Source organism: Methanonatronarchaeum thermophilum (genome assembly GCF_002153915.1).
GTDB lineage: Archaea > Halobacteriota > Methanonatronarchaeia > Methanonatronarchaeales > Methanonatronarchaeaceae > Methanonatronarchaeum > Methanonatronarchaeum thermophilum.
In genome coordinates, this window is record NZ_MRZU01000002.1 from 113,670 (window position 1) to 132,931 (window position 19,262).

19 protein-coding genes are annotated in these 19,262 nt (G+C 38.1%); 14 read left to right on the top strand and 5 right to left on the bottom strand.

The genetic code is table 11. The annotated features are described in order from the left end of the window. Positions 1–55 precede the first annotated feature (55 nt). Both AMET1_RS00620 and AMET1_RS00625 read right to left on the bottom strand, forming a co-directional pair. A complete protein-coding gene (locus tag AMET1_RS00620) occupies positions 56–1,855 on the bottom strand; it encodes a type II secretion system F family protein (RefSeq protein WP_086636553.1) in 1,800 nt (599 codons plus the stop codon). Positions 1,856–1,886: 31 nt separating this feature from the next. Then, the gene (locus AMET1_RS00625; protein WP_086636554.1) at positions 1,887–3,569 is read right to left on the bottom strand and encodes a type II/IV secretion system ATPase subunit; all 1,683 of its coding nucleotides are present in this window, start codon (positions 3,567–3,569) and stop codon (positions 1,887–1,889) included. 268 nt (positions 3,570–3,837) lie between these two features. On the opposite strand from AMET1_RS00625, the gene AMET1_RS00630 reads away from it, so the two are divergent. From AMET1_RS00630 to AMET1_RS00675, 10 genes are all read left to right on the top strand, one after another. After that, positions 3,838–4,377: a pyruvate ferredoxin oxidoreductase subunit gamma gene (locus AMET1_RS00630; protein WP_086636555.1), complete on the top strand. Its 540-nt coding sequence runs from the start codon at positions 3,838–3,840 to the stop codon at positions 4,375–4,377. A 3-nt stretch (positions 4,378–4,380) separates the two neighbouring features. After that, on the top strand, positions 4,381–4,647 hold the full coding sequence (locus tag AMET1_RS00635; protein WP_086636556.1) for a 4Fe-4S dicluster-binding protein: 267 nt from the start codon (positions 4,381–4,383) through the stop codon (positions 4,645–4,647). 24 nt (positions 4,648–4,671) lie between these two features. Beyond that, positions 4,672–5,850 (top strand): pyruvate synthase subunit PorA, encoded by a 1,179-nt coding sequence (gene porA, locus AMET1_RS00640; RefSeq protein WP_086636557.1) that lies wholly within the window; start codon positions 4,672–4,674, stop codon positions 5,848–5,850. Between the two features lie 3 nt (positions 5,851–5,853). Then, on the top strand, positions 5,854–6,744 hold the full coding sequence (locus AMET1_RS00645; RefSeq protein ID WP_086636558.1) for a thiamine pyrophosphate-dependent enzyme: 891 nt from the start codon (positions 5,854–5,856) through the stop codon (positions 6,742–6,744). A gap of 141 nt (positions 6,745–6,885) precedes the next feature. Continuing rightward, positions 6,886–7,185, top strand: a complete 300-nt coding sequence (locus AMET1_RS00650; protein ID WP_086636559.1) for a DUF167 domain-containing protein — start codon at positions 6,886–6,888, stop codon at positions 7,183–7,185. 110 nt (positions 7,186–7,295) lie between these two features. Next, the gene (locus AMET1_RS00655) at positions 7,296–7,502 is read left to right on the top strand and encodes a 30S ribosomal protein S17e (RefSeq protein ID WP_086636560.1); all 207 of its coding nucleotides are present in this window, start codon (positions 7,296–7,298) and stop codon (positions 7,500–7,502) included. 233 nt (positions 7,503–7,735) lie between these two features. Further along, complete coding sequence (dapA, locus tag AMET1_RS00660; RefSeq protein ID WP_086636561.1) at positions 7,736–8,614, top strand: 4-hydroxy-tetrahydrodipicolinate synthase; 879 nt, start codon at positions 7,736–7,738, stop codon at positions 8,612–8,614. 71 nt (positions 8,615–8,685) lie between these two features. After that, positions 8,686–9,117 carry a hypothetical protein gene (locus AMET1_RS00665; protein ID WP_086636562.1) on the top strand — a complete coding sequence of 144 codons (432 nt, stop codon included), beginning with the start codon at positions 8,686–8,688 and terminating at the stop codon, positions 9,115–9,117. 29 nt (positions 9,118–9,146) lie between these two features. Continuing rightward, on the top strand, positions 9,147–9,368 hold the full coding sequence (locus AMET1_RS00670) for a hypothetical protein (RefSeq protein ID WP_086636563.1): 222 nt from the start codon (positions 9,147–9,149) through the stop codon (positions 9,366–9,368). Between the two features lie 26 nt (positions 9,369–9,394). After that, positions 9,395–10,864, top strand: coding sequence for a dihydropteroate synthase-like protein (locus AMET1_RS00675; RefSeq protein ID WP_086636564.1), 1,470 nt, complete (start codon positions 9,395–9,397; stop codon positions 10,862–10,864). 148 nt (positions 10,865–11,012) lie between these two features. Here the strand turns inward: AMET1_RS00675 and AMET1_RS00680 are convergent, their stop codons facing one another. Continuing rightward, the gene (locus tag AMET1_RS00680) at positions 11,013–11,351 is read right to left on the bottom strand and encodes a YbjQ family protein (RefSeq protein WP_086636565.1); all 339 of its coding nucleotides are present in this window, start codon (positions 11,349–11,351) and stop codon (positions 11,013–11,015) included. Positions 11,352–11,645: 294 nt separating this feature from the next. On the opposite strand from AMET1_RS00680, the gene AMET1_RS00685 reads away from it, so the two are divergent. The 4 genes from AMET1_RS00685 (at position 11,646) to AMET1_RS00700 (ending at position 15,721) form a co-directional block, all read left to right on the top strand. Next, positions 11,646–12,560 (top strand): universal stress protein, encoded by a 915-nt coding sequence (locus AMET1_RS00685; RefSeq protein ID WP_161490690.1) that lies wholly within the window; start codon positions 11,646–11,648, stop codon positions 12,558–12,560. Positions 12,561–12,655: 95 nt separating this feature from the next. Beyond that, positions 12,656–13,201 carry a nitroreductase family protein gene (locus tag AMET1_RS00690; RefSeq protein ID WP_201721221.1) on the top strand — a complete coding sequence of 182 codons (546 nt, stop codon included), beginning with the start codon at positions 12,656–12,658 and terminating at the stop codon, positions 13,199–13,201. A gap of 2 nt (positions 13,202–13,203) precedes the next feature. Further along, positions 13,204–14,160 (top strand): Coenzyme F420 hydrogenase/dehydrogenase, beta subunit C-terminal domain, encoded by a 957-nt coding sequence (locus AMET1_RS00695; RefSeq protein ID WP_161490691.1) that lies wholly within the window; start codon positions 13,204–13,206, stop codon positions 14,158–14,160. Between the two features lie 70 nt (positions 14,161–14,230). After that, positions 14,231–15,721, top strand: a complete 1,491-nt coding sequence (locus AMET1_RS00700; protein ID WP_086636568.1) for a DHH family phosphoesterase — start codon at positions 14,231–14,233, stop codon at positions 15,719–15,721. A gap of 113 nt (positions 15,722–15,834) precedes the next feature. Here the strand turns inward: AMET1_RS00700 and AMET1_RS00705 are convergent, their stop codons facing one another. Together AMET1_RS00705 and AMET1_RS00710 are read right to left on the bottom strand one after the other, a co-directional pair. Further along, positions 15,835–17,442: a cation:proton antiporter domain-containing protein gene (locus AMET1_RS00705; protein WP_086636569.1), complete on the bottom strand. Its 1,608-nt coding sequence runs from the start codon at positions 17,440–17,442 to the stop codon at positions 15,835–15,837. Then, entirely contained in the window at positions 17,432–19,117 is a 1,686-nt protein-coding gene (locus AMET1_RS00710; RefSeq protein ID WP_086636570.1) for a cation:proton antiporter, read from the bottom strand. The genes AMET1_RS00705 and AMET1_RS00710 overlap by 11 nt, the downstream gene beginning before the upstream one ends. Positions 19,118–19,262 lie beyond the last annotated feature (145 nt).

Below are 19,262 nucleotides of genomic sequence, written 5' to 3' on the forward strand. Positions count from 1 at the left end.
ATAGAACAAGCGATTTAACAGAAATATCTTTTTTTGTGTTTTTTTTCTTGTTTTTTTAGTAGAATATTGTGAACAGTGTGTATGCTATTATCAACATTAGTAATGCGTGTTTGAGGCCGCTGTACATTGTTCCTTTTGAAAGTTCTCCTGCTACGATTCCGGAGACGAATCCCATTAACATTGCTGAATGTAGGATTAGTGTTTCCATTATCTCTAGTTCGTGTTTTTCGAAACCGAACTCTATTTGGTCTACGTCACCGATTTCTTCGGCTAAAGGCATTTCGGCGATGAATTGGTTTGATAGTACCAAGGCGGTGAATAGGAATATTAGGAATGCGAGCCAAACTAAAGCTATATAGGGTAGTATGTCTCTTTTTAGTTGTTTGTTTAATGTTTCTCTGTTGTTTATGTCTTCGGTTGCTACGTTTAATACTGTGCTAACTTGGTTGTGGGCTCTGGTTCCTTCTAAAATCAATATTATTGACCTTAATACTTCTTTGTTTTTCATTCTGAATGCGAATCGGGCTAGTGACTCTCTTACTCCGATGTTCCATTCGATTCCATTTCTGACTCGGCTTATTTCTCGGCCTATGATGCCTGGGACCTCTGAGATCTCCATTACTGTTGATTTAAGAGACATTCCAGTTCTATTTAAACTGCTTATCATTCTAAGTAGGTCTGGGAACTGTGACTCGATTTTTTTCCGACGTCTTTCTTCTATTTCATAAAAAACGGACATCGGTAGAAATAGTATGATACTTAATAAAACGGTTTGAAGCTCTATGGTTTCAATTAGATAGTAGTAGCCATTGGTTAGGAGGATGAGGGTTATGTAGAGTATTGATATTGGTATGGTGAGGTATAGTGTGTTTATTGGTTTTGATCTCATCAGCCATATGTAGTTTTCTATTTTTTCGGTATAATCGGTTTGGTATTCGATTTTGTTCTCACTGAATTCATTGGGCTCCATGCCTTCAAACCGTTTTGTAAATCTATGGTAATCGGTTTCTTTGAATTTGTTTTCTTTTTCAGGTGAAACAGTTTTTAGTAGTATTATGAAGAATAATCCGCCGAGTGGGAGTAAGAGGTATATGCTGTATGTTAGTTCAACTGGGAATGTACCGAATGTTATTCCTAGTATAACTACACTTAATATCAAGACGAGTGGGCCTGCTACGAAACCTGCTACATAGATCTCTGAGATGTATCCTAGGAATGAGATGTAGTTTTTTTGTTCTTCAAGGGAGTCGTCAAGGTATTCTGTTGATTTTTTTTCTAGGTAGTTTGATATGTCGCCTCCCGCTCTTAGTACGGGTATCATGTCTGCGAGGAACTCTTTGAATTTTGGTGAGGGAGTTACTTTGATGCATTCGTTTACGGCTTCTTGTATATCTTTTGAGAAAAAATCTATTTCTGTGGTTATTAGTTTTGCTTCTTTACTGAGCTCTCCATAGGCTTCTTCATGTAGGGCTAGACGTCTGAATATCTCTGATATATCCATACCGCCTTTGGATAAAGCGTACATGAATGTGACGGCAGTGCCGAGGTTGATGTTTATTCGTTGTTTTCTTCCGTCTGCCACCAATTTGGGGTAGTATAATATTGATAGGCCTGTTATAATGCTTAAAAAACCGGTTATTATTATTCCAGGTATTATGGTTGCTGCGGTTAGTAGTGTTAGTGAGAGTGTTATGCCTATTATTAGGGTTGTTGTTGCTGTTAAGAATGCTGTTGTGATTAGTTTTTCTGGTGTTGTAGATAGTCTTGCTGATTTTAGTAGTATAGCCATCTCTTCATGGTCTATGTATTTCGATATGATGTGTTTATATCGTTTTAGGATGGCTTTAGATAACATATTACATCTACTGGCTGGTGAAAGGTGTTTTTTATCTCTTTTTTTGGTTTATATTGAGTGTTTCTAGTAGTGTTTCTTTATCTTTCTCGTATTTTTTGATCGTTTTTACGACTTGTCTGTAGCTACGGATGTCTTTTTCAACCATTTTTTCTATCAGTTTTTTTCTTGTATTTAGTTCTTCTTCGAGTTCTCCGTATGATATTCCTTGTTCCTCGGATATGTTTTTGAGGTTGATGGGTCTTGATTTTCTTTTAAATTTCTTTCTGGTGTTGTCCCATTTGTAGAGTAGGTTTGTCATGATTGCGTCGAAGTCGGGGTTGTATTCTCCTATTTCTTGGATTTCGAGCACTCTTCTGTATTTTTTGTCTTCGATTTTTTGGAGTGATTGCACCATTATTATGTCTAGGGCGGGTATCATGTTTTTTGGTACGTTTATTGGTGGGTTTTCTAGTCTTCTAACTGCTTTTTCAACGCTTGAGGCGTGTAGTGTTGAGAAGGAGGTGTGGCCTGTTGACATTGCTTGGAATAGTGATATGGCTTCGTCTCCACGTACTTCTCCTACGATTATGTATTCTGGTCTCTGTCTTAATGAACTTCTGAGTAGGTCGTACATATCTATGTCTTCGATGTCTTTGGTTTGTGATTTTTTTGTTATTGATGGAATCCAGTTTTCGAATGGGAGTCTTAGTTCGTGTGTGTCTTCGATGGTGACTACTTTTGAGTTTGTTGGTATGAATAGTGTTATTGCGTTTAGTGTTGTTGTTTTTCCTGTGGCTGTTCCTCCAACTACCATTATGTTTTTTCCGTTTTCGGAAAGTAGCCATAGGTATGCGAGTATTTCTGGTGAGAGTGTTTCCCATGCTACGAGGTCTGTTGGTGTTATTGGTTGTTCGGGGAATTTTCTTATTGTGAATGTACTGCCTCGGAGGGTTACTTCTTTTCCCAAGCTTAGTTGTGCTCTACTGCCGTCGGGTAGTGTTGCTTCTGCTGTTGGTCTGGCGAAGTTTATCTGTCTGTCGCTTCTTTGAGCTATTGTCATCACTAGTTTTTCGAGTTTTTTAGGTTCGATCTGGATGTTTGTTTTGAGGTTTCCATGTTTTTGGTGGTATACGTATATTGGTATGTCGCTGCCGTTGCAGGAGATGTCTTCTAGGTATCTGTCTTGCATCAACGGCTCTATTACGTCGAAACCGAAGACCTGGTTCTTTATGTAGTAGTATATCTTTAGGAACCGGGTTTGATCGATCTGTTTATCTATTTTTCTGCAGACGTCTTTTAGGTGTTTGTATAGGATTTTTTTTCGTTTTTCTTGGTCGGTAGTTATCTCGTTTTTAAGTATCTGGTTTTTTAGTTTTCTGAATATTGTTTGTGTTATCTCCTTTTCTTCTTCGGTTAGCTGTGGCTCTATAACCACGTATTTAAGGTCCATTTCGTCTAGGTGTTCGTATATTATGCAGCGTGAGAAACCTCTTTCTAGCCAGTATGTGTCGATTATGTTCCGATAGCCGTTTATGATTTCTTTGTCTTCGAACCAACGTAGTGGGTTGTGATGTAGGTTTTGAAGAGATGGGTCGATGGATGTTCTCCTGGTTACCAACTCTTTTTCAACTGCAACATTGTTGATTTCATTTAGTTTTGGATATTGAACGTTTTTTTCTCCGTTATTTGAGTAACGGTTTTCCATCTTGTCTATCCATCTCTTCATTTTTTTCATTTTTATCCAACAGAACAGGTTTTTTATGTGTTTCTTTAATCTAACTATGTTTTAGATTTAGTATTGGTCTTGATTTAACGATGTAGGGTTTATTTATCCTTTCTAACTAATCATTTATGTTATTTTTTGTTTTTATTTTGGTTTTTTTAGTATAAATCGATATATTTATCATGATTTATAATTATTAATTTATGTAAATTTAGTAAGGTATACCACAAAACACAGTTGTGGGAATGAAATTAAGATTAAAAAAATTGGAAGTGAGTTGATGAAAGAGATTAGGATACACGGAAGGGGTGGACAAGGCTCCGTAACCGCCGCCGAACTGCTTTCGGAGTCAGCTTTTGAAGACGGTTTAGAAGCACAGGCATTCCCAGCGTTCGGTGTTGAAAGACGGGGCGCACCCGTTAAAGCATTCGCAAGAATTAGTGATGAACCAATAAGAATCAGAAGCCAGATATACGAACCCTCACACGTCATAGTTCAAGACCCAACACTCATCGGAACGATAGACGTAACCAAGGGAATCATGGATGACGGAATGATAATAATCAACACATCCAGAAACCCCGATCAACTCGATCTCGATACAAATGCAGAAGTAGTCACAATAGACGCAACAAAACTAGCTCTAGACATACTAGGAAAACCAATCATGAACACAGCGTTGTTAGGAGCTTTCTCAGGAGCAACCGGAATAGTAAGTGTAGAAGCAATGAAACAAAGAGTCAAAGCCCGGTTCCCAGGAGAAATAGGAGAAAAAAATGCATTAGTCATGGATAAAGCCAAAGAAAAAATGGAGGACTAAAAAATGGTAGACTTCGCTGGAAAAGCAGACCCAGGAACCACAAAAAAATACAAAACCGGTACCTGGAGAACATACAAACCAATATTAGATAAAGACGCCTGCATCGGCTGCGAAAAATGTTGGGAATACTGTCCAGATACATGTAAAATCGAAGTAGAACACGAAGACGACATAATATTCGAAACAGACCTAGACTACTGCAAAGGATGCGGAATATGCGCAAAAGAATGTCCCGTAGAAGCAATAGAGATGGAGTTAGACGAGAAATAACCAAAAAACAAAGAGGAAAGAATTATGGTTGAAAGAAGAGTTATGGAAGGTTCACACGCCGTCGCCCACGCAGTAAGATGCTGCGAACCAGACGTCGTATCAGCATACCCAATCACCCCCCAAACACACATAGTAGAAAAAATAAGCCAGTTCGTCGCAGACGGCGACCTAAAAAGCAATTACATGCGAGTTGAAAGCGAGTTCTCAGCAATGAGCGCAAGCGTAGGAGCAAGTGCAACAGGCGCTAGAACATTCACAGCAACCGCAAGCCAAGGCCTAATGCTAATGAGCGAAGTATTATACAATGCCTCAGGCCTAAGACTACCAATAGTCATGTCAGTAGCAAACAGAGCAATGGGAGCACCAATAAACATATGGAACGACCACTCAGACTCAATGGGAGTCAGAGACGCAGGCTGGATACAACTATACGCCGAAGACAACCAAGAAGCACTAGACATGACAATACAAGCCTACAAAATAGCCGAAAACCAAGACGTAATGCTACCAGCAATGGTATGCATGGACGGATTCATACTAACACACACATACGAACCAGTATCAATACCAAAAAAAGAAAAAGTAAAAGAATTCCTACCCGAATTCGACCCAGAAATAAAACTAGACCCCGAAAACCCATTAACACTTGGAACAGTCGGATTCCCATCAGACTACATGGAGATAAGACACGAACAATACCAAGCAATGGAAAACGCCCGCGACATAATGCCCAAAGTATTCAGTGAATACGAAGAAAAATTCGGACGAACACAAAACACCCTAACAGAGAACTACAAAACCGAAGACGCAGAGATAATACTGGTAAGCCTCGGCTCAATAATGGGAACAATCAAAGAAGCAGTAGACGAACTAAGAGAAAACGGAAAACAAGTAGGCGCAATCAAAATAAAAGCATTCAGACCATTCCCAGACCAAGAACTAATCGAAGGCTTACAAAACGCAGAAGCCGTAGCAGTACTAGACAAAAACATAACACTAGGTAAAAAAGGAGCCTTATACACCGAAATGAAAGACACACTATACTCCGCAGACATAAAACCCCAAATGACAAACTACATCGTAGGCCTCGGAGGAAGAGACATACCTAGACAATCAATCAAAAACATAGTACAACAAACAAAAGACGACCTAAACAACGGACAAACACGCGAAGTAAGATTTGTCGACCTAAAGGAGGAATAAAAAATGACAAAACTAAGAGAACAAGAAGACTTCGTATCCGGCCATAGAGCCTGTGCAGGATGTGGACTCGCATTAGGAGCCCGCCTCGCAATGAAAGGAGTAGAACAAGACTCAATAGCAACCTGCGCCACCGGATGTCTAGAAGTCATAAGCACACCCTACCCTGAAAGCTCATGGGAAATACCCTGGATCCACTCATTATTCGAAAACTCAGCCTCAGTAGCAGCTGGAATAGAAGCCGCATTAAAAGCCAAAGGCGACAACGAAACAAAAGTAATCGCCCAAGGAGGAGACGGAGCAACCGTCGACATAGGAATGAGAGGCCTCAGCGGAATGTTCGAAAGAGGACACGACGTAACCTACATCTGCTACGACAACGAAGCATACATGAACACAGGAATTCAAAGATCAGGAGCAACACCACTAGCAGCATCAACAACAACAAGCCCACCAGGAAAACAATCATACGGAAACGAAAACACCAAAAAAGACGCCCTCGCAATAGCAGCTTCACACGGCGTAGGATACGTAGCCTCAGCAAGCATAGCATACCCAAAAGACGTAGTAGAAAAAGTAAAAAAAGCAGCAGAACTAGACGGCCCATCATACGTACAAATACACGTACCATGCCCAACAGGATGGGGATTCAAAGAAAGCGACACAATCGAAATCGCACGCCTAGCAGTAGAAACAGCCCTATGGCCAGTATACGAAATGGAAAACGGAGAAATAATAAATATAAGAAAAATAAAAAACCGCAAACCAGTCGAAGAATACCTAGAAAAACAAAAACGATACAAACACCTATTCAAAAAAGATAACGGCCAACAAAAAATAGAACAAATACAAGAAATCGCCAACAGAAACGCAAAAACATTCGAACTAGACAAATAAAACACCAACCAATACAAAAAACACAGAAAAACCTAACCACCCACCTCCTCTCCCTACATTTTTATTTTTTATATTTTAACTAATTTTAACTGTTTTTTCTTACCGAAACAAAAAACAATTTAGGGAATCAATCGATTATACATGGAAGGGGCTTTAAAGAAAACGAACAGCGATGTTCAACTCAGAGTTAATGTAAATCCAGGTCAAAACAAAACCCAGATAACTGGATATAACGAATGGCGACAGAGGATTAGAATTGACGTAAAAGAACCGCCAGAAAAAGGTAAAGCAAACAAAGAACTAATCAATTACTTACAAAACATCTTATCGGTTAACAAAAACGATATATCAATAACTAAAGGTCATAGACAAAATAAAAAAACAATAAAGATCAGAGACATCGAGCCAAACCAAATAATAGAGAAATTAAAAAAAAAATAAAAAATAAAAACCAAAATAAAGCCATAGAACCCTAATGACTATTGGAAACACACATAAATCTTAATGGACTGTCCGACTAAATACAACAAAAAACAAAGGCCGGTGAAATATTGGGTAGAAGTAGACCAAAATTTATAAGAAGTGTTGGAGAAGAACTGATGAAGTATCATGGCGAAAAGTTTTCAGATGACTTTGAAGAAAACAAAGAGATGGTGGAAGAACTAACGAACGTCAGAAGCAAAAGATTGAGAAACAGAATAGCAGGTTTAATAGCTAAGAAAAACAGTAAAAACACAACGACAGAAGAAAACACATAAAAAAATACTGGATACCTCAAAACAAACATAGGGTATCCAGAAAAAAGACCTCCAAACCCTATATGGTTAGGTCCAGAAAAAAATAAAAACTATCAATAACTTATTTTTCATTTAACCAGAGGTGTATGCAGTTTTATTCCATTTTTTTAGGGAAAATGGTTAAAAGGAAAGACGCCTAATTAATGTCGTTAGAGTGGGCGTAAAAAACACAGTTTATTTAGGTTGTAATTAAAATGGAATTAGAAGGCGTATTTCCGGCTTTAATAACTCCTTTTGACAGAAATGACGAAGTTGATGTAGAAGGCTTCAAGAAAAACATTGACTATGTAATCGATAATGGTGTTTCAGGACTCGTTCCATGTGGAACAACAGGAGAGTCTGCAACATTATCATACCAAGAACACAAGAGAGTTATTGAACTCGCTGTAGAAACAGCTAAAGGCCGTGTCCCTGTTATGGCCGGCACCGGCTCCAACTCCACACGCGAAGCAATAGAGCTAACCGGATATGCAGAAGACGTAGGCGTAGACATAGCTATGGTTATAACACCATACTACAACAAACCTACTGCAGCAGGCCTAATAAAACACTATCGAGAGGTAGCCAGCAGTGTAAACATACCAATAGTTATCTACAACGTACCAAGCCGTACAGGAACAAACATCCAGCCCGAAACAGTAGCAACCCTATCAAGAGAAAAAAACATAATAGGAATAAAAGAAGCAAGCGGTGACATCAACCAGGTAAGCGATGTAATCGAAAAAACCACCCAGAATTTCACAGTGCTATCTGGAGACGACTCAATGACACTACCTATAATGGCATTAGGTGGAAAAGGAGTTGTATCGGTTGCGGCAAACCTCGCTCCAAAAAGAGTTTCCATGATGGTCGAAGCAATCAAAAACAACAACATCGGTAAAGCCCGTAAACTCCACTACGAACTAGCACCCCTATACAGAACACTATTCATAGAGACCAACCCAATACCTGTAAAAACTGGAGCAGAACTAATCGGCCTAGCCTCAGGAGGCCTAAGAAGCCCAATGGTAGGAATGGAAAATGGATCTCGACAACAACTCAAAAAAGTACTAAAACAACTCGACCTAATCTAATCTAAAAAAACCAAGCCACGCCATCACGGTGTGGTAAGTATTATTCTTTTATAAAAACAATACTTTTTTTGATGTCAGATTTTGATGTTAACCCCAAAAAACTGGTAGTTTTCAAGTTAGGATCTAAATACGTTTTCAAACAATATTTCGATCAAAAAGAAATTTTCTCGAAACTAGGTGACTACTACAACCAAAGTAAATATAGATTCGAGTTTACAGAACCCGACAAAGACCATGTCTTCGATACACTCAACGAACACTACTACCGACCTCAAATAACTCACGAACTAACACCCTACTGTGTCGGCAAAGAAAGATACACAAAACACGCCTCAATACTAAAAAACTCAGTCTCACAGAGAATGATCCAAGACTACAACATATTCCTAATGAAAGACAGCTTCTCTGTAGAAAAAGCAATACAAGATGGAGCAACACCAGTCAAAGAACTAGAGATAGAAAGAACAACAGACGAGATATGTGACCCCAAAAAATGGAAATAAAAAAATAAAAAAAATGGAAACCGAATAGGATGATATTTTCAGTTCCAACAATAATAATCATCTTACTGGCCATACTACTTGGCTACCTTGTATATAGAGATGCAAAGAAAAAAGAAAAAGACTACCCAGTCCTCAGAGGAACATTGGTAACAATACTCACTTTTTTACTAACACCAATCGTCATCCTATTCTTATTGTTAATTATAGCCATTCTAGTGTTAATCATATTGATACTAACCTTACTGATATAACAAATTAAAAAAGAGGATACGGATAGATGGATAAAATCCTATTTGTTACAGGAAAAAAAGCATTCGAAGTACTTTCTCAACAAACAAACAAATTAGAGGCAGACAACATAGAGTTCGAAGTTCAGAAACTACCTATAGACGTAGCTGCCTTCACAACCCCCAACCATATAAAACGAATTATCGACCAAAATAGATATAGTTGGATAGTTGTTTCCGGATTAAGTCCACACGACTACTCAGAACTACAGAACGTAGTAAAAGGCCCTAAAAACGCCTACGACATAACTGAAATCAACTACAAACAAATCTCTAAACTAAGCCCCAAAAAACCAGCCGACGAAGTAATAGAAATAGGCTATATCGATCAAGAAACAATAAACCAGTTTTTCCAAAACCCCAAACCCCAACTACAGATACGTGACCTACAGATAGGGAAAAACACAAAAACAAAAATAATCACCGAAATAGTTGACGCAACAAACAAAAAACCCAGCGAACTACGAAAAAAAGCCAAACAACACATAGAAAACGGAGCCGACATAATCGACATCGGAGTACACCACAACGCAAAACCCCAAGACATAAAAAAAACCATCAACACAATCCAAGACATAGCTCCAGTAAGCCTAGACACAATGAACCCAGAACACATCGAAACAGGCATAGAACAAGATATAGACCTAATACTAAGCGTCAACGAAAAACTAATAAACAAACTCGGAAATAAACTAAAAAACCAGAACCTAGTTGTATTAGGCGACCCAAACAACCCTGAAAAGATACATCAAAACATCAAAAAAACAAAAAACCTCGGAGCCAACCCAATAGCCGACCCAATACTAAGCCCACCACTACAAGGACTAACAAACTCACTAAAAAGATACATACAATTCCGAGAAAAAGACCAAAAAACCCCACTACTAATGGGCATCGGAAACATCACCGAACTAATAGACACCGACAGCCACAGCATAAACGCATTAATGGCTTCAATAGCAATAGAACTCGATGTAAACCTACTACTAACAACAGAAGAAAGCCCCAAAACCCAAGGATCAACCAGTGAACTAAAAACCGCAACAACAATGAGCATACTAGCAAAAATCCGTGGAACAACACCCAAAAACCTCGGAGCCCACCTAATAAAACACAAAGAAAAAACATACAAAGAATTCAAACCACCAAAAGCCAAAAAAATAATCAAAACCACCCAAAACAAAAAAACCAACAAAAACATCGAAAACTGCAAAGGATGCTACCAAATAGGAGTCAACCGCAAAAACAACACAATATACGCCACATACTACAACTGCAAAACAAAAAAACCAACAAAAACATTGATAGGAAAAAACTCAGACACAATAATAAACAAAATAATAGAAACACAAAACCCCACAAAACACCACACCGCATACCTAAGCAAAGAACTACACAAAGCCGAAACAGCACTCAAAACAAACAAAAACTACATACAAGACACACCACTCTACAAATAACACAAAAACAAAACAAAACAAAACAAAAACCAGTAAAACCAAAACCAACACAAAAAAAACAAAAAAACAACAAGAAAATAAAATAAAATAAAATGAAATGGAGTAGGTAGGTTTTTTTCTTAGTGAATAAAAAATGGTTTTTGGTTTTTTAGTTATCTTTTCTGTTTTCTTTGTCTTTCAGTTTAACTGCGGTTCCATAAGCCAGTATTTCGGCTCCAGCAGTCGCTATCATTGATGTCATGAACCTAATGTTTATGATTGCGTCTGCATCGAGTTTTTTTGCATCCTCTATCATTCGATCGATAGCTTCTTCCCGAGCCTCGCTATACAACTCGGTATATGCTTTTAGTTCACCGCCGACCAGATTTCTAAATGCCTGTGTGATGTCTCTTCCAATATTTCTAGCTCTAATCGTATTTCCCCGAACAACTCCCAAATCCTCAACAACTTCTTTATCCGGAAAACGATCAACTGTAGTTAATCTCATATAACTATGGATTGCATTATAATCTATTAAAACTATCTAAAAACAAAATAAAACAAATATAAACATAAAAAAAGATAAAAACAAGTAGATAACTGGTTTTTTAGAAATCTAAGAAAAATAAAAAGAGGATAACTATTTTTCAATAAATTTAGCATTTTTTTGTAGAGATAATTGCTGACATTTTAGTTGTCATGTTTTAATATAATTGTTTGTTCTGGGTTTTTTGTATGTTTTTTAGGTAAATGTTTTGTTGTGATATTTGATATATTTATGTAGTGGGGTTTACTGGAGGTTTTGTTTATTACTGTTGATGATGTTAAGGTTGTTGTGCCTGTTAGGAATCCTAGTACTGAGTTTTGTTTGTTGAAGATGGCTGGAGCTATTATAGGTGGTGGTGTGGGTGAGTTGGTTGTTGTTAATGTTGTTGAGGTTCCTCCTCAGATTTCTTTGTCTCAGAGTATTGAGGCAGAATCTCGTGGACTTGATGTTCAGAAAAAGATTTTGGATCAGGCTGAAAACTTAGTTGGTAGTTTGGATAGATTGGGTGATGTGTCGCTTCGTACTAGAGCGATTGTTGGTAGGGATGTTGGTAGTTCGGTTTTACGTGTTTTAGAGGAGGAGGATGCGGATCATCTGGTTATTGGTTGGGATGGTGAGGTTTCTAAAAAGGATTATGTCCTTGGTTCTAAAATCGATCCGATTGTTCGTGGTGCTTGTTGTGAGGTTACAGTTGTTAAGGATGGGGTTGGTGAGGATATCTCGATTGCTTGTTTGGTTGGGGAGGGCCCTAATACATTGTACACCGTTAAGCGGGCTGGGCAACTTAGGGAGTTTATCGATGGTGACTTGACTTTAGTTAATTACCAGGAGGTTGATTCCAGTATGTCGAGTGAGGAGGTTTATAAGGTTAAGAGGGTTGGTCGGAAGTTGATTAGTCGTATGACTGAAGAAGCAGGTTTAGAAGGTTCTTTTGAAATCTCTGTGGTTGTAGGGAGTAATCGGAAGAAAAGATTGCTAGAAGAAGTTAGGGGGTATGATTATGTTTGTGTTGGTAGTGTTATGAACTCTAAACTTAATCTAGATACATTGTTCGGCCCACTTCCTGAAAAGATAGGTAGTGAGTATGAAGGAACTGTTTTGTTGGTTCGTGGTCCACAGGAAGAACATGACTCTTTTTTCGATAAGATGTTCAAACGTTTCAAAGGGTAAAAACATTTAACTGTAAAACATATATCCCTACGATTATATTACGATAGATGGTTTGACGTATAGTTTTGTTATTCTAAATTATTTGGTGGTTGTTTATGAGTTCAAAAGAAATGGTTAAGGCATTGAATATATTTGATGTAATTAAATCTAGAAGAAGTGTCCGGAAGTTTAAGGATAAAGATGTTAGTGATGAAGCGGTGGATAAGATTATTGAAGCGGGTGTTTGGGCTCCCTCCGCAGGGAATCTTCAATCAAGGGACTACATAATCGTTCGAGATAAAGAAGTTATAGATGAGTTGGTGGATGCAGCTGGACAGTCATTTATCTCCGATGCACCAGTCATAATTGTTGTTTGTGCTAACATGGAGCGTTCAAGCCAGAAATATGGTGATAGGGGATATAACCTATATTCAATACAAGATGCATCTGCAGCGATACAGAACATGCTTTTAACAGTTCACGCACTCAACCTGTCTTCATGTTGGATTGGAGCTTTCAATGAAACACAGGTGTCAGACATACTGGGGATACCCAGTGGTGTGAGGCCGGTTGCAATGCTACCGATTGGCCATCCAGACGTGGAGCCCAACCCACCTAAAAGAGATTCAATGGAAAAGTTTGTTCACAGTGAGAAGTGGTAGTTGTGAGTTTCGATAAACTAAAAAAAGAAGTTGTTGACAGTGGTTTATGTCGTATATGCGGTGCTTGTGTTGCCGCATGCAAACCAGGAGTCATCGAAGTAGATGACGGTCCGAATTTAATCGATGAATGTGTTGAATGTGGTTTGTGCACCGATGTATGTCCAGAAATTAATGACTTAGATAGTTTTGGATTAAAGGAACTTGATAGAGAGAGATCTATCTCTGTTAGAAGTAGAAACCCAGAGGTAATAGAAAAAAGCCAAGACGGGGGGGCAGTCACCTCGATATTAATATCTCTCCTAAACAAAAATGAGATCGATGCTGCTGTAGTGGTTGGACAGACAGACAGCTGGAAACCAATTCCATACGTTGTAACCAGACCTGAAGAGGTATTAGAATCAGCTGGAACAAAATTTGGTTCCGCAGCAATCCTATCTAAAGTTCGTAAAGCATCCCAACATGGTGAAATAGCTGTCGTGGGCACCCCATGCCAAATTGAAGCTGCAAAAATACTTAACGAAAACGGAGTAGGTAACATCAAATACTACATCGGAGTATTCTGCATGAAAAACTTCCAACACCAACAATTATTCAAAGTAATCACAGACAAAGCAGAATGCGATGCATGCGACATTGAAAAAATCGGTATAAACAAAGGCAAGTTCAACTACAAAATCAACGGCTCCGAATCCATATTGGAGCTATCCGAAATAAATCACTGTGTAAGACCGGTCTGCAAGGAATGTAGTGAGTTTGAATCAAAACACTCCGATATCAGCGTAGGCTCCATAGCAAGTTCAAACGGATGGTCAACCCTAATCATCCGAAACGAAAAAGGCAAAAAAATATACAACACAGCTAAAAAAGACCTAAAAACAAAAAAACTAAAAACACTAAAACCAATCGACAAACTAGCCAAAATAAAACAAAAACAAACACAAAAACAAACACAAAAATAAATACAGGAATATAGAATGGAAACAAAGGATAGAAAGATAGATATGGTTTTATTGGTTTGGTTTGGTTTTGATGTCTGAAGAACAGAATGATGTGGAGAAACCGGAAGATGTTAAGTATGCGATTCTTGGGTGTGGTAGTACCGGGACTTTCGTAGCTGATTATCTTCATAAGAAAGAAGAGAAGTTTTTGATTATCGAGTTAGATCCTGATAAGGTAGAGGATCTACGTGATAAAGGGTATTATGCCGTTCAAGCCGATATAAAAGCTTTGGATGAAGTTGATTTGGATTTATCTGAGGTTCAGCAGTTTCTTATTTTATCTTCTGACCACGAATCGAATATTGAAGCTTTAAAACAGATTAAAGGTCGTTATCCAGAAACTCTGGTGATTGTTAGAGCTGTAGACCCTGTTTATAAACAAACGATGAAGGATATCGGTGGAGATATAGTTCTACATCCAGCAAAAGTTATTTCAGATGCCGCTATCCGAAATCTAGAGCGAATGGAGATTGTTCGCAAAACAGGTAAGTTGAAAGATGTTATTACTGAGATAGGGAGTGATAGGAGGTTAGGCATCTTCTTACATTCAAATCCAGATCCAGATTCAATAGCCGCTGGATATGCCTTACAGCGAATAGCCTCACAACTAGATATCGAGTCTGATATCGTGTATAGCGGTGAGATTGGGCATCAAGAAAACCGTGCATTCGTCAACCTACTTGATATCGATTTAATCAGGTTCGAAGAGGTCGGTGGTATCGAAGGATATGAAAAAATAGCGTTGGTCGATAACGCTATTCCCGGACAAAACAACGTACTACCAAAAGATATTGAGGTAGATATAGTAATAGACCATCACGACATAGAGGTCGATCTAAAAGGAGATTTCATAGATATAAGAAATGACGTTGGGTCAACCTCAACTATAATGACAAAATACCTACAGGAACTGGATATATTCGTAGATGAAGATCTAGCAACCGCACTTCTTTTCGGGATAAGAACAGATACACTAGAGTTCAAACGCAATGTAAATCCAGCAGATATGACCGCAGCAAACTTCCTATACAGCCTAGCAGACCGAGACCGATTACAAGAACTAGAATCACCTGCAATGGATGCAGAAACACTAGATATATTAGGGGACGCCATAAAAAACCGAGAAGTATATGGATCCTACCTGCTTTCCGGAATAAAAGAATCAACGGACAAAGACGCGTTAATACAAGCAGCGGACTACCTACTACAACTTGAAGGAATCACAACAGTAATCGTGTACGGAATCGTCGAAGACACAGTACACCTATCAGCCAGAAACAAAGATGTCAGAGTAGACATTGGAGAGATATTAAGAAGAGCATTCCAAGACATCGGGTCAGCAGGAGGTCACACAAGAATGGCTGGAGGCCAAATCCCAATCCAAATATATGGTGCAGTTGAAAACCAAGAAATATTAAACGAAATTGTAAGTAATAGCGTTAAAAACCGAGTTTTAGACATAGTCGGAATAGAAACGGAAAAAACCGAAGAAAAACCTACAGAAACCCAAAAAACAACCTAACAAAAAACAAAACATCTGAGTTTAATTCACGATATCCAGACAATTAAATGGAACAAAAAACCGTAGTTTATCATTTTTTTGACGTTTCATTTAGGTGTTTAATTTTTTTGGTTTTATTTTTGTGTTTGTTTTTTGTTTTTGAGTATGTCTTCTATTTCTTTTTTGACTTTGTCTTGTGAAAGTATGTTGGGGAGTATTACGTATAGAGCTCCTTTATTCAGTAGTTTACGGCTTTTCTCTATGTTTCGGCATCTTACTATTTTATCTGCTTTGGTGTTTAGTGATAGTATTTTGTTTGTCACTTCTATGTCGGGTGCTGTTGATATGATTAGTTTTGCTTGTTTGTATTTTGCTTTCTGCCATGTGTATTGCTGTACTGCATCGCTTATTACGTAGTTTTCCGTTTTTCCTTTAAGTTCTTTTCTGGCTGCGGGATCGTTTTCTATCACTATGGTTTTGTGTCCGATTTTGTTGCAGCTTTCCAGGATTTTTTTACCTTGTCTTCCATGCCCTACCAGTATTACGTGGTCTTTTATGTCGGGGTTGACCTCGCTTAGATTGTCTGTTTGAGTTGTTTCTGGTTTCTTGAATATTTTTTTCATGATGTTTCGGTAGATATATTCGTCGTATTTATGTGTGTATGTGCTGTAGATCATGAGTACTACTGCTGAGAGTATGATTGCATCGAATAGTTCGGGAGCTATTAATCCGATTAGGAATCCTTCTATTGCTATTATTAGGGTGAATTCGCTTATTTGGTCTGTGCTGATGCTTGTTAGGGTCGATGTCCGCGTGTCATATCCTTCTTGAACTAAGAATGCAGTGTTTATAATTGGTTTTAAAATTCCTGTTAAAACTAGGAGGCCTAAAGCGATGATTAATGTCTCTGTTGTAGGCATCGATAGTAATGCACCGAGCATTGTGAAAAACAGGACTATGAAGAAATCTTTTATCGATTCTATGCCATTGAGCATATCCATGGATTTTGGAACATCGGTCCGAATCGATATACCTGCTGCGAAAGCACCAACCACAATTGAGAGTCCTAAAAACTCACTAGCTCCTAAAAAGAAGATGAGTATTGTTATACTTCCCATCAACATGAGTTCGCCGGATCCGTTTGTAATCTTCACCATGTATTTGAATAAATATCTATAGATTAGGAATCCAGTTAATATTAATAAACCACCAGCCAGTATGTTCTGCGTTATCTCCCCTGCTGTGAACGCTTCTGCACTTAATATTAAAACGATTAAAATTGCTAATAAGTCGTCGAAAAAATGTATGGTTTGTGAAAGCCTTCCATGAACAAAGCTTTCTCTCTTTTCATAGTCTTTTAGTTCAAACCCTATTATTGTTGAACTTAAAACCACTGCTACAGCGAAATAAAACGCATTAACTATATCTAGACCTAACAATAACCCTATAGCAAATGCAATTGGACCCAGGATTAATACCTGTAATCCAACAGTTATCTCGCTTTCCCAAATAACTGATTTTATCTTATTGAAATCGATTGAAACACCGAAAACAAATACCAGGAAAGCGATTCCCCAATAAGCAAACTCGATTATGTTTTGACCATCGATATAAAACCCTGCAACGATTCCTGCAATTATGTAGAATGGTATTGTAGGCCATTCAAAGTAGTTAGATACCAAGAGCAGGAAACCAACAAGTATAAAGATGATTGAAAGGTCGAGAATCAGTTCAGTAGCCATCTGTCTCCCCCCTTATTCTATCTAAGTCATGTTGAATTATCTCCTTGAAATGGCTTGGGTTCTTTAGGTAGATCTCTAGGTATTCACCCATCATCTCTCCAGATAACTCCTTTGGAAGAACCACTTTATCTGCACCGATTTCACGTAGTTTCTCAGCATCACCAGAGTTTGAAGCCTCGAAAACACAGATTGTTTCAGGTTTAACTTCCGCCAATATCTGTTTATTCACATCAATCTGTTCCGAAGAACTGAACACAAAATCTGCATATTTAAGGTTCACGGCTTTCCTAACTTCAGTGTGCTTAAAATCACCATACACATACTCATGGTCCTGTTTCTCAAGTAAATCAATGTTATCTGTCTTACGATCCACCACAACAACCTCGTTATAATGCCTTTTAAGCAATGGAACTATTGCTTCAGCTAACTCATCATAACCAACAACGACAGCATGGTTTTTATATTCCCGTATCTCCGTGTCTTTACGTCCTGGAGAATCAAAAACACTGAATAGGTGCTCAACCTTCTCATAAATCTCCCGATTGTAATTAATCACGTATGTTGACGCACTCATCGTCATCAACGCCATCAAACTCAAATATCCGAGAATCTCAGCTTCTATAAACCCTTGAGTTAAAGCAAGCGCTCCCACAACAAGCGAGAACTCACTTACCTGAATCATATTGATACTGCCCAAAAAGGATGTCTCAATAGAGAAGTTCTCTCTCCAGATTAAATAAAACATTATCCAGAAATTACCTACAACCAATACTATTGATGCTATAACAGCTTCAGACCAATAATAGAATAATTCATCACTAGCTATCTGGAGGCCAATACTGCTGAAAAACACTAGAATGAAAAAATCTGTCAAAGGCTTCATCCTATCTTGAAGTTCATCGCTATATGGAAGTTGTGCAAGGCTCAAACCAGCTAGAAACGCCCCAACCTCAATAGAAAGATCGAAAAACTCTGAAACATAAATAAACAAAAACGCCCAAGACAAAGCCAAAGTAAAGAAAATATCCTTCTGATCTGCTATTCTCTTAAACAACTTAGGAAGTAAATACCTAGAAGAAGCAATCGCAGCAACACCAACAGCCGACATCAATAAAAAAATCTGACCCAAACTTAAAGCAATCTCACCAGGATTAGATAGATTTTCAGCACCCAACAACGCCAAAACAACAACCAAATAAATATCCTGAACAATCAAAACACCAACATCAATCTTACCCGGCAAAGTAGTAATCTCATCTTTATCAGAAAGAATCTTAACAATAACAGGCGTCGCACCGAAAACAGTAGCCAAAGCAATAATAATAACCTCAGTAAGAGAAAAACCAAGAACCCACGCAATAGCAAACGCCAAAGCAGTCTGCAAAACAGTCTGCCCAACCGAAATATTTAAAATAGGCCTCAAAATCTCCTTAATATCCTTAAAACGAAACTTCAAACCCAACAAAAACAAAAGAAAACCAAGACCCAACTCAGCCATAACCTCAACCAAGCCCTCCTCAGTAACAACATCAAACAAAACCGGACCCAAAATCACACCAGTCAAAATATAAGCAACAATAGTAGGCTGCTTAAACTTCTGAGCCAAAACACCAATAAAAGTAGCAGCAACAACAACAATTGCAAAATCCGTCAAATAAACTATCTCAACAGGCATCTAACACCATCCATAAACCTAACAAACAGAATTAAATCTAAAAACATTTTAAACCATCCCACCAAAACCAAAAGAAACAAGAAATAAAAATAAAAACAAAACCAAAAGTATATAAATTATTAGAATCCGTTTGATATTTCTCAGA

Bases quoted from the DNA above. Each gene is read 5' to 3' on its own strand.
- AMET1_RS00620 (WP_086636553.1), bottom strand. From the start codon at position 1,855: ATGTTATCTAAAGCCATCCTAAAACGATATAAACACATCATATCGAAA.
- AMET1_RS00645 (WP_086636558.1), top strand. From the start codon at position 5,854: ATGACAAAACTAAGAGAACAAGAAGACTTCGTATCCGGCCATAGAGCC.
- porA (WP_086636557.1), top strand. From the start codon at position 4,672: ATGGTTGAAAGAAGAGTTATGGAAGGTTCACACGCCGTCGCCCACGCA.
- AMET1_RS00710 (WP_086636570.1), bottom strand. From the start codon at position 19,117: ATGCCTGTTGAGATAGTTTATTTGACGGATTTTGCAATTGTTGTTGTT.
- AMET1_RS00650 (WP_086636559.1), top strand. From the start codon at position 6,886: ATGGAAGGGGCTTTAAAGAAAACGAACAGCGATGTTCAACTCAGAGTT.
- AMET1_RS00705 (WP_086636569.1), bottom strand. From the start codon at position 17,442: ATGGCTACTGAACTGATTCTCGACCTTTCAATCATCTTTATACTTGTT.
- AMET1_RS00670 (WP_086636563.1), top strand. From the start codon at position 9,147: ATGATATTTTCAGTTCCAACAATAATAATCATCTTACTGGCCATACTA.
- dapA (WP_086636561.1), top strand. From the start codon at position 7,736: ATGGAATTAGAAGGCGTATTTCCGGCTTTAATAACTCCTTTTGACAGA.
- AMET1_RS00665 (WP_086636562.1), top strand. From the start codon at position 8,686: ATGTCAGATTTTGATGTTAACCCCAAAAAACTGGTAGTTTTCAAGTTA.
- AMET1_RS00675 (WP_086636564.1), top strand. From the start codon at position 9,395: ATGGATAAAATCCTATTTGTTACAGGAAAAAAAGCATTCGAAGTACTT.
- AMET1_RS00625 (WP_086636554.1), bottom strand. From the start codon at position 3,569: ATGAAAAAAATGAAGAGATGGATAGACAAGATGGAAAACCGTTACTCA.
- AMET1_RS00635 (WP_086636556.1), top strand. From the start codon at position 4,381: ATGGTAGACTTCGCTGGAAAAGCAGACCCAGGAACCACAAAAAAATAC.
- AMET1_RS00690 (WP_201721221.1), top strand. From the start codon at position 12,656: ATGAGTTCAAAAGAAATGGTTAAGGCATTGAATATATTTGATGTAATT.
- AMET1_RS00680 (WP_086636565.1), bottom strand. From the start codon at position 11,351: ATGAGATTAACTACAGTTGATCGTTTTCCGGATAAAGAAGTTGTTGAG.
- AMET1_RS00700 (WP_086636568.1), top strand. From the start codon at position 14,231: ATGTCTGAAGAACAGAATGATGTGGAGAAACCGGAAGATGTTAAGTAT.
- AMET1_RS00630 (WP_086636555.1), top strand. From the start codon at position 3,838: ATGAAAGAGATTAGGATACACGGAAGGGGTGGACAAGGCTCCGTAACC.